Consider the following 13,616-nt stretch of genomic DNA (forward strand, 5'->3'; position numbering starts at 1 on the left):
CGTCTCTACCGCGGCGCCATGCGAATGGCGCCGTCCAGCCGGATGACCTCGCCGTTGAGCATCGGGTTGGCCACGATGTGCGCGACCAGCCCGCCGAACTCCGCCGGGTCGCCCAGCCGGGCCGGGTGCGGCACCTGCGCGCCCAGCGATGTCTTCGCGTCCTCGGACAGGCCGGCGAGCAGCGGCGTGTCGAACAGCCCCGGCGCGATCGTCACCACGCGGATCCGGATCTGGGCGAGGTCGCGCGCGATCGGCAGCGTCATCCCCACCACGCCGCCCTTCGACGCCGAGTAGGCCGCCTGCCCGATCTGGCCGTCGAACGCCGCCACCGAGGCGGTGTTGACGATGACCCCGCGCTCCTCCCCCTGCGGCTCCGCCGCGGCGATCCGCTCCGCGGCCAGCCGGATCACGTTGAACGTGCCGATGAGGTTGATGGTGATGATCCGCGTGAAGTCGGGCAGCGGGAACGGGCCGTGCTTGCCGACCGTCCTGATCGCGTTGCCGGTGCCCGCGCAGTTCACCGCCACCCGCAGGGTGCCCAGCTCCCCCGCCGCGTCGAGGGCCGCGGCGACACTCGCCTCGTCGGTGACGTCGCCCGGGGCAAACCGCACCCGGTCGCCCAGCTTCTCCGCGACCGCGGCACCCGCGGAGGTGGGCAGATCGAGGATCACCACGCTCGCGCCGGCGTCGAGCAGCTTCTCCGTGGTCGCCAGCCCCAGGCCGGAGGCCCCGCCGGTGACCAGCGCGACCGATCCGTTGATGTCCACTCGTACCGTCCTCTCGTCAGAAGATCGAGTATGCGCCGTCGACCACGATCTCGTCGCCGGTGTGGAACCCGCCGATCCCCGCGGCCAGGTACACGGCGAGGCGCGCGAAGTCGTCCGGCCGGCCCCAGCGCCGGTGCGGCATCCGCTTCATCACGTTCCGCTCGAACGTCTCGTCGTGCAGCTTCGGGGACGCCAGCGGGGTCTCGGTCCAGCCCGCCACGATCGCGTGCGCGTTGATCCCGTACCGCGCCAGCTCCACGGCGCACCCCTTGATCATCGCCGTCAGCCCGGCCTTGCTCGCCGCGTAGGCCTGACCGCGCGGGGCGCCGTGGACCGTCGAGACGCTCGAGGTGCCGACCAGCACGCCACCGCCGCCGCGCTCGACCATGTGCGCGGCGGCCGTGCGCAGCGTGAGGAAGGCCCCGTCGAGGTTCACCCGCGTGACGGCGCGGAAGTCCGCGAGGCTCGTCTCCACGAACCGCGCGCCGGAGCCGGTCACGCCGGCGTTCGCGAAGCACGAGTCCACCCGGCCGAAGTGCCCGAGCGTCTCGGCGAAACCCGCGGTGACGGCCTCCTCGTCGCCGACGTCGCACCGGATCGCACGCACCCGGGTGCCGTGCTTCGCGAGCTCCTCCGCCGCGGCCTCGTTCCGCCCGGCATTCGTGCCCCAGACGCAGACGTCCGCGCCGCACCGCGCGAGCCCGTGGGCCATGCCGAGCCCGATGCCGGAGTTGCCGCCCGTGACCAGCGCGACGTGCCCGGTGAGGTCGAAGAGGTCGGTCATGGCATGTCCTCCGGCCGGGAGGGCCAGGCGGGGACGACGTCGAGGTGGTCGGCGACCCGCCCCGGGAACGTCGGTGGCCGCTTCTCCAGGAACGAGGTGACGCCCTCCTTGGCGTCCGGGCCCTGCCCGACCCGGAAGATCGCGTTCGAGTCGACCCGGTGCCCCTCCCACGGCGTCGACGCGCCGAGCATCGACCACAGCATCCGGCGCGAGAGCGCCACCGACACCGCCGAGGTGTTCTCCGCGATCTCGGCCGCGAGCGCTCGCGCCGTCGGCAGCAGCTCGGCGTCCGGGACCACCCGCGACACGAGCCGCCCCGCGAGGGCCTCCGCCGCGTCGAACACGCGTCCCGTCGCCACCCACTCCATCGCCTGCGAGATCCCGACGATCCGGGGCAGGAACCAGCTGGAGGCCGCCTCCGGCACCAGGCCGCGCCGGGCGAACACGAACCCGAACCGCGCCGACTCGGCGGCGATCCGGATGTCCGCGGGCAGCGTCATCGTGGCGCCCACGCCGACCGCCGGGCCGTTGTAGGCGACGATCACCGGCTTCACCGAGGCCGCGATCCGCAGCGACACGATCCCGCCGCCGTCCCGCGGCGCCCCGCCGATCCTGCCGAGGTCCCCGCGCTCGGCGCTGCGGCGCTCGTCGGAGGCGTCGAACGTGCGCGCGCCGCGGCCGAGGTCGGCGCCGGCGCAGAACCCGCGCCCCGCCCCCGTCATGAGCACGACGCGGACGTCCTCGTCGGCGTCGGTGGCGTCGAACGCCGCGAGGAGCTCGCGCAACATCGTGGTGGTGAACGCGTTGAGCCGGTCCGGGCGGTGCAGGGTGATCGTGGCGACGCCGTCGGCGACGTCGAGCCGGATCTCGGTGTACTCGGTCACCGCACCGCCCACTCCCCGGTGAACACCGGCTCGCGCTTCTCGTTGAAGGCCGCGAACGCCGCCGGCGCGTCACCGGTGGCGAAGTTGATGGTCTGGGCGCGCGCCTCGGCGGCGAGCGCGTCGCGCAGCGTGCCGTCCGCACCCTCGTGCAGCAGTGCCTTCGACTGCGCCACCGCCACCGGCGCCGCCGCCGCGAGCCGCTTGCCGAGGTCGGCGACGAACCCGTCGATCTCCTCGGGCTCCACCACCCAGGTCACCAGGCCCAGCCGGTGCGCCTCTGCGGCGTCGATCATCTCCGCCAGCAGGGCGAGCCGCTTCGCCTGCTGCATCCCCACCAGCTTCGGCAGGAGCCACGACCCACCGAAGTCCAGGGACAGGCCGCGCTTGGCGAAGATCTGGGAGAACCGCGCGGTGGGGGTGGAGACCACGAGGTCGCACCCGAGGGCGAGGTTCCACCCGGCGCCGACCGCGACGCCGTCCACCTTCGCGACCGACGGGACCGGCAGCTCGTGCAGCAGCAGGGCCACCTCGTTGACGCGCCGCATCCGGTCCAGCGGATGCCCGCGCGACACCCCGCCGGACAGGTCGGCGCCGGCGCAGAAGTCGCCGCCTGCGCCCGTGAGCACGATCGCGCGCACGTCGGCGTCGTCGCGGGCGACCGTGAGCTGCGCGCGCAGCGCGTCCCACAGCTCGCCGTCGATCGCGTTCTTGCGGCGCGGCCGGTTGAGCGTGAGGGTCAGCACGCCGCTGTCGCGGGTGGCGAGCAGGACGTCGTCGGCCATGGTTCCTCCCCTACCCGCCCAGCCGGTCGGCGAGCCGGGCCCGGTGCCCGGCAGGCGGGCCCAGCAGCAGCTCGGCGCTCTTGGCACGTTTGTAGTACAGGTGCGCGTCGTGCTCCCATGTGTAACCGATCCCGCCGTGGTACTGCACCATCGCGGTCGCGGCCTCGAAGCACGCGGGCCCGATGTAGGTCTGGGCCAGCGCGGCTGCGAGGGGCAGCTCGGCGCGGTCGTGGTCGGCGGTCCACGCGGCGTAGCGCAGCACCGACACCGCGTGCTCCCACGAGCTGTACACGTCGGCGCACCCGTGCTTGACCGCCTGGTACGACCCGATCGGGCGCCCGAACTGGACCCGTACCTTCGCGTAGTCGACCGTCAGCTCCATCGCCCGCTGGAGGACGCCCACCTGCTCCGCGGCGAGCGCGACGGCGGCGAGGTCGGCGACGACGTCGAGCACGGCGGCCGCGTCCGCGGACGCGAGCCGGCGCGCGGGTGTACCGGCGAAGACCAGCTTCGCGAGGGGCCGGGTCGGGTCGAGGCCGGTGAGCCGGGTGCGGGTGAGGCCGGCCGCATCCCGCTCCACGGCGAACCAGCCCGGCCCGTCCGGCGTGCCGGCGAGGACGAGCACGACGTCGGCGACGTCGCCCGCGAGTACGGGCGTCTTCACGCCCGACAGCTCCCACCGGCCGCCGCGCTCGACGGCGGTGGTCGCGCCGCCCGCGCGGTCCCACGCCCCGCCGCCCTCGGCCACGGCGACGGTGCCGACGAGCTCACCGGTGGTGAGCCTCGGCAACAGCTCCGTGCGGGCGGCGTCGTCGTCGAGGGCGAGCAGGGCGTCGGTGGCGAGCACGGCGGAGGCGAGGAAGGGGGCGGGGGTGACGGAGCGCCCCAGCTCTTCGGCCACGACCGCCCGCTCGACGTGGCCCGCACCCCCGCCGCCCAGCTCCTCGGGCACGACGAGGCCGAGCACGCCCATCCCGGCGAGCCCGGCCCAGACGTCGGCGTCGTAGCCCGCCGCGGATTCCAGCGTCGCCCGCACCTTCGCCGACGGCGCCCGGTCGGCGAGGAACCGCCGCACCGCCGCCCGCAGCTCCTCCTGCTCGGGATCCAGCACGAGCCTCATCGGCCATCGTCCTTCCGCTGCGTGCCGACCCTGAGCTCCCGGAACGGGACATCGCGGTCCACCTGCGGATCCTTCGGCAGCCCGAGGATCCGCTCACCGATGATGTTGCGCTGGATCTCGTTGGTGCCGCCCGCGATGGCCGAGGCGGGTGCGGAGTTGACGGCGAGCGCGAGCTCCGCGCCGCGCGCGTCGTCCGGCTCCCAGGCCACCGCGCCCGCGCCCGCGATCTCCCCGGCGACCCCGATCGCGCGCCGCAGCAGCAGGGCACCGGCCAGCTTCGCGACCGAGCCGCGGGCCCCCGGCGGCCGGCCGACCGCCGTCTCCTGGCGCATCCGGACGTTGAACAGCTCCAGCGCGCGCTCGTGGGCGTACAGCTCGGCGATCCGCTCCCGCAGCGCGGGCACGTCCGCGACGCCGGACCGGCGCGCCAGCTCGACGAGCGAGGCGGTGTCGAGGGGGTTGCTCCTCGGCCTGCGGCTGGCCCCGATCGACACGCGCTCGTGGCCGAGCATCGTGACCGCGGCGTGCCAGCCGCGGCCGACCTCGCCGATCACGTTCTCGACCGGGATCCGGACGTCGTCGAAGTAGACCTCGTTGAAGGGGGCGCGCCCGGACATGTCCTTCAGCGGCCGGACGGTGACGCCGGGGTCGTGCATGTCGATGACGAACATCGTCAGGCCCGCGTGCTTGGGCCGGTCGGGGTCGGTGCGCGCGAGCAGGGCCCCGAAGTCGGCGAACTGCGCGTTGGTCGTCCAGACCTTCTGGCCGTTGACCACCCAGTGGTCGCCGTCGAGGACGGCCCGGGTCTGCAGGCTCGCGACGTCCGACCCCGCGCCCGGCTCGGAGAAGAGCTGGCACCAGATCTCCTCGCCGCACAGCAGCCGCTGCAGGTAGCGGGCCTTCTGCTCCGGCGTGCCGAGGTCCACGAGCGTCGGACCGCACATCCCCATGCCGATGATGAACGGGTAGGTCGGCAGCTCGTACTCGGCGGCCTCCTCGGAGAAGACCTGCTGCTCCGCGGTGGTGAGCCCCTGCCCGCCGACCTCCTCCGGCCAGGTGATCCCGGCGTACCCGGCGTCGTACAGCGCGGCCTGGAACTCCCGGGCCACACGCAGGTAGTCCGCCGGGGCGGTGCCGGCGGCCGGGGCGTGCGCGTGCAGCCAGGCACGCACCGAGCTGCGGTAGTCCTCGACCACTGTCACATCGGTCGAACTTACCGATCACTCGTTAAGTTGACAACAGTCGTCCGGGCACTTCCGCCCGGGCCGCCGCCCATATGCTGGGCCCGTGAGCATCGCACCCGCGGAGGGGAACGGCGCGCCGGTCATCCCGCGCGGCGGCGGCCGGGACGCCATCACCGCGGCCGCCCGGGAGATCTTCGCCGAGCGCGGCTACCACGGCACCTCGATCCGCGACATCGCGAAGCGCGCCGGGCTGTCCCTCTCGGCCCTCTACTACTGGCACCCCAGCAAGCAGCACCTGCTCGCGGCGCTGATCGAGGAGATCCAGCACGACTACTCCGAGCGCTGCGACCGCGCCCTGCGCTCTGCGGGCGACGACCCGGCCGCGAAGCTGCGCGCGCTCGTGCGGGCCACGGTGGAGTACCGGGTGAGCATGCGCGTCGAGAGCAACATCGCCACCCTGGAGTGGCGCAACCTCGAGCCGGACAACCGCGAACGGCTCGACGGGGTCCGGCGCTCGGCATCGCAGCTGTGGGCGGACATCGTCGCCGACGGCGTGGCCCGGGGCGAGTTCCACTGCACCCATCCCGACGACGCGCGCCGCGCCATCGTGGCGGCCTGCAACGCGATCGCCCAGTGGTACGAGCCCGGCGGCGAGATCACCCTCCCGGATCTGGTGAAGCGCTACACGGCCATCGCTCTCCGCATAGTGGACCACCGCCCCTGACGGCGCTCCGGGGAGCGAACGGCACCTTCGCTCGCCGCGTGTGGGGCCGAGAGCGGGTGGGGTTGGCGCGATTCCCGGGTGCCGTCGCTTTGGCCGGCGCGCCAAGCCGCCCGTTCATGATCAGGTCGGCCTCAGCGCCCCACACAGGGCGATCCACCGCATTTCGGACCGATCATGCGACCTTGATCGCCGCGAGACCACGCCGAACGCCCTCGTGAGGGCAGTCTCCAGCATCTCGGACCGATCACCAGGCACCTATCCGCGCGAGCGGCACGTTCGCTCCGCGGCGGATGCTCCCGATCACGGGTTCCCGACTGTACGCTCGTTAAGATCCGCGACGAAGGGGACATCCGTGGCTGAGGCATACATCGTCGGCGCCGTCCGCACTCCCGTCGGCACCCGCAAGGGCGCCCTGGCCGGCGCCCATCCCGCCGACCTCGGCGCGCACGTCCTGCGCGAGCTGGTCACCCGCACCGGCGTCGACCCGTCGGCCGTCGAGGACGTGATCATGGGCTGCGTCGTGCAGCTCGGCCCGCAGGCGGGCGACATCGCCCGCACCGCATGGCTGTCGGCCGGCCTGCCGCAGAGCGTGCCCGGCGTGACGATCGACCGGCAGTGCGGCTCGTCCCAGCAGGCCCTGCACTTCGCCGCGCAGGGCGTCCTGTCCGGCACGCAGGACCTCGTGATCGCCGCCGGCGTGGAGAACATGGCGATGGTGCCGATGGGCTCCAACGCCATCGTGGTCAAGGAGCTCGGCGCGTCCTCCCACGGCGGCGACGGCTGGGTGGAGCGCTACGGCGACCAGGAGATCTCCCAGTTCCGCGGCGCCCAGCTGATGTGCGAGAAGTGGGGCTACACCCGCGACGACCTGGAGCGGTTCGCGCTGGAGAGCCACCGCAGGGCCGTCCGGGCCATCGACGAGGGCCGCTTCGCCGGCCAGATCACGCCGGTGAGCGGGCTCCACACCGACGAGGGCGCCCGCCGCGACACGTCGCTGGAGTCGATGGGGAACCTGAAGCCGCTGCGCGAGGGCTGGGCGGTCACCGCCGCCGTCGCGAGCCAGATGTCGGTGGGCGCGGCCGCGCTGCTCGTCGCGTCCGAGCAGGCCGTGCGCACCCACGGGCTCACGCCGCTCGCCCGCGTGCACACGCTCACCGTCGTCGGCGACGACCCGGTGTACATGCTCACCGGCCCGATCCCGGCCACCCAGGCCGCCCTCGCCCGCTCCGGGCTCACCATCGACGACATCGACCTGTTCGAGGTCAACGAGGCCTTCGCCCCGGTCCCCCTCGCCTGGGCGCAGGAGACCGGCGCGTCCCTGGAGCGGACCAACGTCAACGGCGGCGCGATCGCCCTCGGCCACCCGCTGGGCGCCACCGGTGCCGTCCTCGCCACCAAGCTGGTGCACGAGCTGCAACGCACCGGCGGGCGCTACGGCCTGCAGACGATGTGCGAGGGCGGCGGGCAGGCCAACGCCACGATCATCGAGCGGGTCTGAGCGGCGAGCGCGCGGATCGACACCTGGTGATCGATCCGAGATGCGGGAACCAGCCCCCACGGGGGCGCGAACCGTGGTCTCGCAGCGATCAAGGTCGCATGATCGATCCGAACTGCGCCGGGGCGCCCCACCCCGGGCGCTGAACGCGATCTCGCAACGATCATGTCCGGGGCACGCCGACCTGCGCATGATCATGTCGCCCCCATGCGTGCTCGATCCGAGACACGTGGCGTCGACCTGATCATGAAATCCACATGCCCACCCGCGTCTCCGGCAAGCTGACGCGAAGGCGCCCGAGAATCGCGCCAACCCCACCAACTCGCACCCCCACGAGACGACCGAGCTGGGCCCGGCGAGGGCACGTCACGACTCGGAGTGCCCTCGGCTCAGCTGTTCACCGCCGCCGTGTCGAGCAGGTGCGCGAACTTCTCCCGTGCGGCCTCGCGGCGGGTCGGGACGTGCTCGGAGGGGACGTCACGGCGCTCGTAGTCGCGCAGCACCCGCCGCGCCACGGTGACCTTGTGCACCTCGTCCGGGCCGTCGTAGATGCGGGCGGCGCGGGCGTGGCGGTACATCGACTCCAGCGGCAGGTCGGTGGTGTAGCCCAGCGAGCCGTGGACCTGGATCGCCCGGTCGATCACGTTGTACAGCACCGTCGCGCCGTAAAACTTGATCATCGCGATGTCGGTGAGCGCCGCCGCGGTGCCGCCCTGGTCCATCTTCCAGGCGGCCTGCAGGGTCATGAGGCGGGCGGCGGTCATCTCGGCGGCCGAGGTCGCGATCCAGTCCTGCACCATCTGCTTGTCCGCGAGCACCGACCCGTGCGTGTACCGGGACACGGCCCGCTCGCACAGCATGTCGAACGCCCGCCTCGACTGGCCCAGCCAGCGCATGCAGTGGTGGATCCGGCCCGGGCCGAGCCGCTTCTGGGCGAGGACGAAGCCCTCGCCCTCGCCGCCGATGAGGTTCTCCGCCGGCACCCGCACGTCCCGGTAGACGATCTCGGCGTGGCCGCCGGGCCGCCCGGGGTGCTCGTGGGGGTCGCCCATCGTCGGCACGTCACGCAGGATGTCGACGCCCGGGGTGTCGGTGGGCACCACGAACATCGAGGCCCGCCGCCGCGGCGGCCCGTCCGGGTTGGTCACCGCCATGACGATGAGGAAGTCGGCCACCGAGCCGTTCGAGGTGAACCACTTGTGGCCGTTGATCACGTACTCGTCGCCGATCCGCTCGGCGCGGGTGGCGAGCAGCGTCGGGTCGGCGCCCGCCCCCGGCTCGGTCATGGAGAACGCGCTGCGCAGCTTCCCGTCCAGGAGGGGCTGCATCCACCTGCGCTTCTGCTCGTCGTCAGCCCCGACCGCGAGGAGCTCGGCGTTGCCCGAGTCCGGCGCGTTGTTGCCGAACACGGCGGGCGCGTAGACGCACCGGCCGAGGATCTCGTGCATCAGTCCCAGCCTGACCTGGCCGAAGCCGTGGCCACCCAGCTCGGGCGGCAGGTGCGCCGCCCACAGGCCGCGGGCCCTGACCTCCTCCTTCAAGGGTTCGGTGGCCCGGGCCAGCGATGGGCCGTCGAGGTTCAGCGTCTCGAGCGGGATGATCTCGTCGCGGACGAACCCGCGCATCCACTCGAGCTTCTCCTCGAACTCCGGCTCGGTCGAGAAGTCCCAGGCCATAGCGCTCCTCTCCTCAGATCCCCAGCTCGCGCAGGCCGGCGCGGGCCGCCTCGGCCAGCCGCGCGTCCCGGTCGACGCGCGCCCGTGCCTGTTCCAGATACCCGTCGTCGGCCATGTGTCCGGCGAGGTAACGAGCCTGCACGCCGGCACCGATGCAGGCCAGCCGCCAGCGGGAGAAGGCCATCCAGTACGGCAGCTGCGACACGTCGCGGCCGGACCCGCGGGCGTAGCGGTCCACCAGCTGGGCGCGCGAGGGGAAGCCGGGAGCGATGCTCGGCCCCGCCGTCGCCGCCTCCGGAGAGAGCGCCTCGCCCGGGTCCGCCCAGGTGGCCGCGAGCCAGCCGAGGTCGGCCATCGCGTCGCCGGTGGTGGCGAGCTCCCAGTCGAACACCGCGCGGACGGTGCCGTCCGGGCCGAAGGACATGTTCCCGGGCCGGTAGTCGCCGTGCACGATGCCCGTGCCCTGCGCGGGCGCGTGCGCGGCGAGCAGGTCGTGCACCTCGTCGAGCAGGGTGACCTCGGCGGCCAGGGAGGGGAGCTCGGCGGCCGACGTGTGCAGCTGGCCGTGCCAGCGGCGCAGCTGGCGCTCGACGTACCCGGTGCGGCGTACGAGGTCGCCCAGCCCCACCTCGGCCGGGTCGAGCGCGTGCAGCGCGACGAGCACGTCCACGATGTGCTCCGCGGCGCGGGCGCGCGCGGCCGGGGTCATGGCCAGCGTGGCGGCGCGGTCGCCGAGCACGTGCCCGTCGACGAAGCCCATGACGTAGAACTCCGCGCCCGTGACCCCGGGGTCGGCGCAGAACGCCAGCGGCGGTGCCACCGGGACGGCGGTCGGCGCGAGCGCGGAGATGAACCGCCACTCGCGGCTCATGTCGTGGGCGGTCGTGAGCACGCCGCCGGTCGGCGGCCTGCGCAGGGCGTACACCCGGCCCGCGGCGTCGGTGACCCGGTAGGTCAGGTTGGACCGCCCGCCGGAGACCAGCGCGAGCTCCACCGGGCCGACCAGCCCGTCGACGTGCGCGGCGAGCCAGGGCCCCACCCGCGCCCGGTCGATGCCCGCGAGCTGCGTGTCCTCACCGACCGACATACCGCGGCTCCCGCTTCTCCAGGAACGACCGCACGCCCTCGCGGTGGTCCTCGGTGGTGAACAGCTCGCCGAGGGTGCTGCTCACCCACGTCCCCAGGTCGGTCCAGTCCGGGTCCAGCGCGCGGCGCAGGCCCCGCTTGAGCGCGGCGACGGCGAGCGGCGGGTTGGCCGCGATCGTCCGTGCCCGCTCCACCGCTGTGGGCAGCAGCTGGTCGTCGTCGACCACTCGCCCGACGAGGCCGATCCGCTCGGCCCGATCGGCGTCGATCACTTCGCCGGTGAACAGCAGCTCCGCGGCCCGTTCCCGCCCGACGAGCTGGGCGAGCCGGGCGATGCCTGCGACGTCGCTGCACAGGCCGCGTTTGACGAAGAGCTCCCCGAACCGCGCCCGCCGGGCCGCGATCCGCAGGTCGGCCATCAGCGCCAGCTCCATGCCCCAGCCGACCGCGGGCCCGTTGACGGCGGCGACCACCGGGACGTCGGTGGACAGCAGTGCACCGGCGGCGGGGGTGAGCCGGGGCGCGGGCCGCGGCGGGGCGCCCTCGCCACCGCGCATCAGCTCGCGGACGTCGTCGCCCGAGCAGAAGGACCGGCCGGCCCCGGTGATCACCAACACCCGCGCGCCCGTCGTGCGCACCAGCTCGGTGAGCTCGTCGTACGTGCGGCGACGCAGCGCGTTGTGCACCTCGGGGCGGTTCAGGGTCACGAGCCCGACGTGGCCGTCGACCTCGTACCGGACGTCGGGCTCACCCATGGCCGCTCCCCCGTACCTCGGCGGCCACCGGTCCCCGCAGGTCGCGCTTGAGCACCTTGCCACTGGGCGTGCGCGGCAGCGGCTCGTCGCGGAACACCACGTGCGCCGGCACCTTGAACGACGCCAGCCGCTCGCCGACGTACCGGCGCAGCTGCCCGGCGGTCTCCGGGCCGGGTGTGGCGCCGGGGCGCAGGTGCACCACCGCGACCGCCTCCTCGCCCAGCGACTCGTGCGCGATCCCGACGATCGCGACGTCGCCGATGGCCGGGTGTTCGAACAGCGCGGCCTCGACCTCGGCGCAGTAGATGTTCTCGCCGCCGCGGATCACCACGTCCTTCATGCGGTCGACGACGTACACCCAGCCGTCGCGCAACCGGCCCAGGTCGCCGGTGTGGAACCAGCCGCCGGTGAAGGCCGCCGCCGTCGCCTCCGGGTTGTTCCAGTAGCCGCGCACGACGTTCGGGCCGCGGAACCACAGTTCCCCGACCTCGCCCTCGGGCACGTCCTCCCCGGTGGCCGGGTCGACCGCGCGCACGTCCGCCCCCGGCGCGCAGCGCCCGACGCTGTCGGGGTGGGTGACGTAGTCGGCGCCGCTGTTGGACACGACGGCCGAGGTGGTCTCGGTGAGCCCGTAGCCGTTGCCCGGCGCGACGAGGGAGGCGAACCCGGAGTCGATGCGGCCGATGAGGTCCGGCGGCACCGGTGTGCCGCCCATGCTGACCCCCGCGAGCGTCGCGACCCGGCCGGGGTCGGCGGAGGCGTCCTCGACGAGCTGGCGCATCACGGTCGGCACGCCGGACGCGCCGGTGAGCCGCTCCCGGACGATCAGGTCCACGGCCTCGGCGCGGTCCCACCGGTACTGGGTGGCGAGCTTCGCCCCGGTGTGCAGCGAGTAGCAGATGCTCGTGATCCCGGCGATGTGGAACAGCGGGAAGGTGCAGAGCCCGCCCTGCTGTGGGGCGTCCGGGTCGGGTGTGGGCGGCTCACCGCCGTTCGCGATCGCCGCGCCGACGTACGCGCCGAGCCGGGTGTTGCGGACGTTCGTGCAGTGGTTGCGGTGCGTCCCGATGGCGCCCTTCGGCCGGCCCGTGGTGCCGGACGTGTAGAGGATGGTGGCGTCGTCGTCGGGCCGCACGTCGGCCTCGGGCACCGTGGCGTCCGGGTCGAGCGAGGCGAGCAGGTCGGCCCACGGCCGCGCTCCCGGCGTCGGTTCCGCGCCGCCCCGCACCTCGACGAGCGGGAGGTCACCGAGCTTCGGTGCGATCAACGCGCTGCGCTCGGCGTCGGCGACCACCAGCCGCGCCCCCGAGTCGGCGAGCGCGTAGCGCAGCTCGCCGGCCGTCCACCAGGCGTTCAGCGGGACCACGACGACGCCGACGGCCTGCGCCGCGTGGAACACCGGCGCCCACTCCGGGTAGTTGCGCATGGTGACCGCGAGCCGGTCGCCCGTGCGCAGCCCGTACTCGCCGGTGAGGGAGCGAGCCAGCCCCGCCACGAGCCGCAGGTGCTCGGCGAACGTCCGGCGTTCCGTGCCGTACACGAGGTGGGTGCGGTCACCGAACACCGCGCTCTCCAGCAGCACCTCGCGCAGGGTCTGCGGGCCGCCGGAGTAGACGCGCATCGGCACTCCCCCGACCACCCGCTCGACGACCTCGAACTCGGCGCCCGGGGCGGTGAACCGCGCGACGAGCGCCGCCCGCACGCCCACAGCCGTGCTGCCGGTCATGCCGCGAACGCCAGGTCGAGGCCCGGCGTGGCCCATTCGAGCGTGTAGAGGATCCCGCGCCCCGAGGACGTGATGTACGCGGCGCGCGAGTCCGCCCCCGTGAAGCAGATGTTGGTGACGAACGGGTCGGGTTCGGGCACCCGGACCTGGCGCAGCAGGGTGCCGTCCGGGGCGAGCACGCTCACCGCGCCCGTGACCAGGGTGGCGACGCAGACGTTGCCGTCGCCGTCGACGGCGAGCGAGTCGAGCGGCTGGTAGCCCGAGAACCCGTGCAGCAGCGTGGCGCCGCCCGGGCCGATCGCCGCCTCGTCCTCGCGGATCCGCCCCGGGCCCGCGAGGTCCCAGGACCAGACCCGGCCGGGCCCGGTCTCGGCGACGTAGACCCGGGAGCCGTGCGCGACGACGCTCACCCGCCCGTCGGGCGTGATCCGCGTCAGCGTGCCGCGCCGGATCTCCACGAGCAGGACGCTGCCGTCGCGCAACACGATCGGCCCTTCCGGGAACTGCAGGCCGGTGGCGACGGGACGCATGTGGACGTCGGCGGCGGGGTCGGCACTGACCATGTTCCAGCCCTTCGCTCCGAGCGAGCTGAACGATCGTTAAGTGACGCTAGGTCGCGGTCCCTGCGGTGTC

The 13,616-nt window shown here is 73.8% G+C and carries 13 protein-coding genes; 2 read left to right on the plus strand and 11 right to left on the minus strand.

What is annotated here, in order from left to right:
• Positions 1 to 5 precede the first annotated feature (5 nt).
• From ACU436_RS04625 to ACU436_RS04650, 6 genes are read right to left on the minus strand one after another with little or no spacing between them, the layout of a single operon-like run.
• Positions 6 to 767, minus strand: coding sequence for a 3-hydroxyacyl-CoA dehydrogenase (locus ACU436_RS04625; RefSeq protein ID WP_459021942.1), 762 nt, complete (start codon positions 765 to 767; stop codon positions 6 to 8).
• 16 nt (positions 768 to 783) lie between these two features.
• A complete protein-coding gene (locus tag ACU436_RS04630; RefSeq protein ID WP_459021943.1) occupies positions 784 to 1,551 on the minus strand; it encodes an SDR family NAD(P)-dependent oxidoreductase in 768 nt (255 codons plus the stop codon).
• A complete protein-coding gene (locus tag ACU436_RS04635) occupies positions 1,548 to 2,435 on the minus strand; it encodes a crotonase/enoyl-CoA hydratase family protein (protein WP_459021945.1) in 888 nt (295 codons plus the stop codon). The genes ACU436_RS04630 and ACU436_RS04635 overlap by 4 nt, the downstream gene beginning before the upstream one ends.
• The gene (locus ACU436_RS04640; RefSeq protein ID WP_459021946.1) at positions 2,432 to 3,217 is read right to left on the minus strand and encodes an enoyl-CoA hydratase/isomerase family protein; all 786 of its coding nucleotides are present in this window, start codon (positions 3,215 to 3,217) and stop codon (positions 2,432 to 2,434) included. Before ACU436_RS04640 ends, ACU436_RS04635 begins: the two co-directional genes overlap by 4 nt.
• 10 nt (positions 3,218 to 3,227) lie before the next feature.
• Positions 3,228 to 4,337: an acyl-CoA dehydrogenase family protein gene (locus ACU436_RS04645; RefSeq protein ID WP_459021947.1), complete on the minus strand. Its 1,110-nt coding sequence runs from the start codon at positions 4,335 to 4,337 to the stop codon at positions 3,228 to 3,230.
• On the minus strand, positions 4,334 to 5,539 hold the full coding sequence (locus tag ACU436_RS04650; protein WP_459021949.1) for an acyl-CoA dehydrogenase family protein: 1,206 nt from the start codon (positions 5,537 to 5,539) through the stop codon (positions 4,334 to 4,336). The genes ACU436_RS04645 and ACU436_RS04650 overlap by 4 nt, the downstream gene beginning before the upstream one ends.
• A gap of 85 nt (positions 5,540 to 5,624) precedes the next feature.
• Here ACU436_RS04650 and ACU436_RS04655 point away from each other — a divergent pair, with 85 nt between their 5' ends.
• Both ACU436_RS04655 and ACU436_RS04660 read left to right on the plus strand, forming a co-directional pair.
• The gene (locus tag ACU436_RS04655; protein WP_459021951.1) at positions 5,625 to 6,245 is read left to right on the plus strand and encodes a TetR/AcrR family transcriptional regulator; all 621 of its coding nucleotides are present in this window, start codon (positions 5,625 to 5,627) and stop codon (positions 6,243 to 6,245) included.
• 352 nt (positions 6,246 to 6,597) lie between these two features.
• Positions 6,598 to 7,743, plus strand: a complete 1,146-nt coding sequence (locus ACU436_RS04660; RefSeq protein ID WP_459021952.1) for an acetyl-CoA C-acetyltransferase — start codon at positions 6,598 to 6,600, stop codon at positions 7,741 to 7,743.
• 386 nt (positions 7,744 to 8,129) lie between these two features.
• Here the strand turns inward: ACU436_RS04660 and ACU436_RS04665 are convergent, their stop codons facing one another.
• From ACU436_RS04665 to ACU436_RS04685, 5 genes are read right to left on the minus strand one after another with little or no spacing between them, the layout of a single operon-like run.
• The gene (locus ACU436_RS04665) at positions 8,130 to 9,416 is read right to left on the minus strand and encodes an acyl-CoA dehydrogenase family protein (RefSeq protein ID WP_459021954.1); all 1,287 of its coding nucleotides are present in this window, start codon (positions 9,414 to 9,416) and stop codon (positions 8,130 to 8,132) included.
• Between the two features lie 13 nt (positions 9,417 to 9,429).
• Positions 9,430 to 10,503 (minus strand): phosphotransferase family protein, encoded by a 1,074-nt coding sequence (locus tag ACU436_RS04670; RefSeq protein ID WP_459021956.1) that lies wholly within the window; start codon positions 10,501 to 10,503, stop codon positions 9,430 to 9,432.
• A complete protein-coding gene (locus ACU436_RS04675) occupies positions 10,490 to 11,257 on the minus strand; it encodes an enoyl-CoA hydratase/isomerase family protein (RefSeq protein ID WP_459021958.1) in 768 nt (255 codons plus the stop codon). Before ACU436_RS04675 ends, ACU436_RS04670 begins: the two co-directional genes overlap by 14 nt.
• On the minus strand, positions 11,250 to 12,983 hold the full coding sequence (locus ACU436_RS04680) for a class I adenylate-forming enzyme family protein (RefSeq protein WP_459021960.1): 1,734 nt from the start codon (positions 12,981 to 12,983) through the stop codon (positions 11,250 to 11,252). Before ACU436_RS04680 ends, ACU436_RS04675 begins: the two co-directional genes overlap by 8 nt.
• Positions 12,980 to 13,546 carry an SMP-30/gluconolactonase/LRE family protein gene (locus ACU436_RS04685; RefSeq protein WP_459021962.1) on the minus strand — a complete coding sequence of 189 codons (567 nt, stop codon included), beginning with the start codon at positions 13,544 to 13,546 and terminating at the stop codon, positions 12,980 to 12,982. Before ACU436_RS04685 ends, ACU436_RS04680 begins: the two co-directional genes overlap by 4 nt.
• Positions 13,547 to 13,616: the final 70 nt, after the last annotated feature.

The sequence above is a fragment of the Pseudonocardia wallangbongensis genome (assembly GCF_054486945.1).

Excerpts from the sequence above, each read along its gene's own strand:
- ACU436_RS04670 (WP_459021956.1), bottom strand. The coding sequence starts at position 10,503 with ATGTCGGTCGGTGAGGACACGCAGCTCGCGGGCATCGACCGGGCGCGG.
- ACU436_RS04645 (WP_459021947.1), bottom strand. The coding sequence starts at position 4,337 with ATGAGGCTCGTGCTGGATCCCGAGCAGGAGGAGCTGCGGGCGGCGGTG.
- ACU436_RS04675 (WP_459021958.1), bottom strand. The coding sequence starts at position 11,257 with ATGGGTGAGCCCGACGTCCGGTACGAGGTCGACGGCCACGTCGGGCTC.
- ACU436_RS04640 (WP_459021946.1), bottom strand. The coding sequence starts at position 3,217 with ATGGCCGACGACGTCCTGCTCGCCACCCGCGACAGCGGCGTGCTGACC.
- ACU436_RS04680 (WP_459021960.1), bottom strand. The coding sequence starts at position 12,983 with ATGACCGGCAGCACGGCTGTGGGCGTGCGGGCGGCGCTCGTCGCGCGG.
- ACU436_RS04630 (WP_459021943.1), bottom strand. The coding sequence starts at position 1,551 with ATGACCGACCTCTTCGACCTCACCGGGCACGTCGCGCTGGTCACGGGC.
- ACU436_RS04665 (WP_459021954.1), bottom strand. The coding sequence starts at position 9,416 with ATGGCCTGGGACTTCTCGACCGAGCCGGAGTTCGAGGAGAAGCTCGAG.
- ACU436_RS04685 (WP_459021962.1), bottom strand. The coding sequence starts at position 13,546 with ATGGTCAGTGCCGACCCCGCCGCCGACGTCCACATGCGTCCCGTCGCC.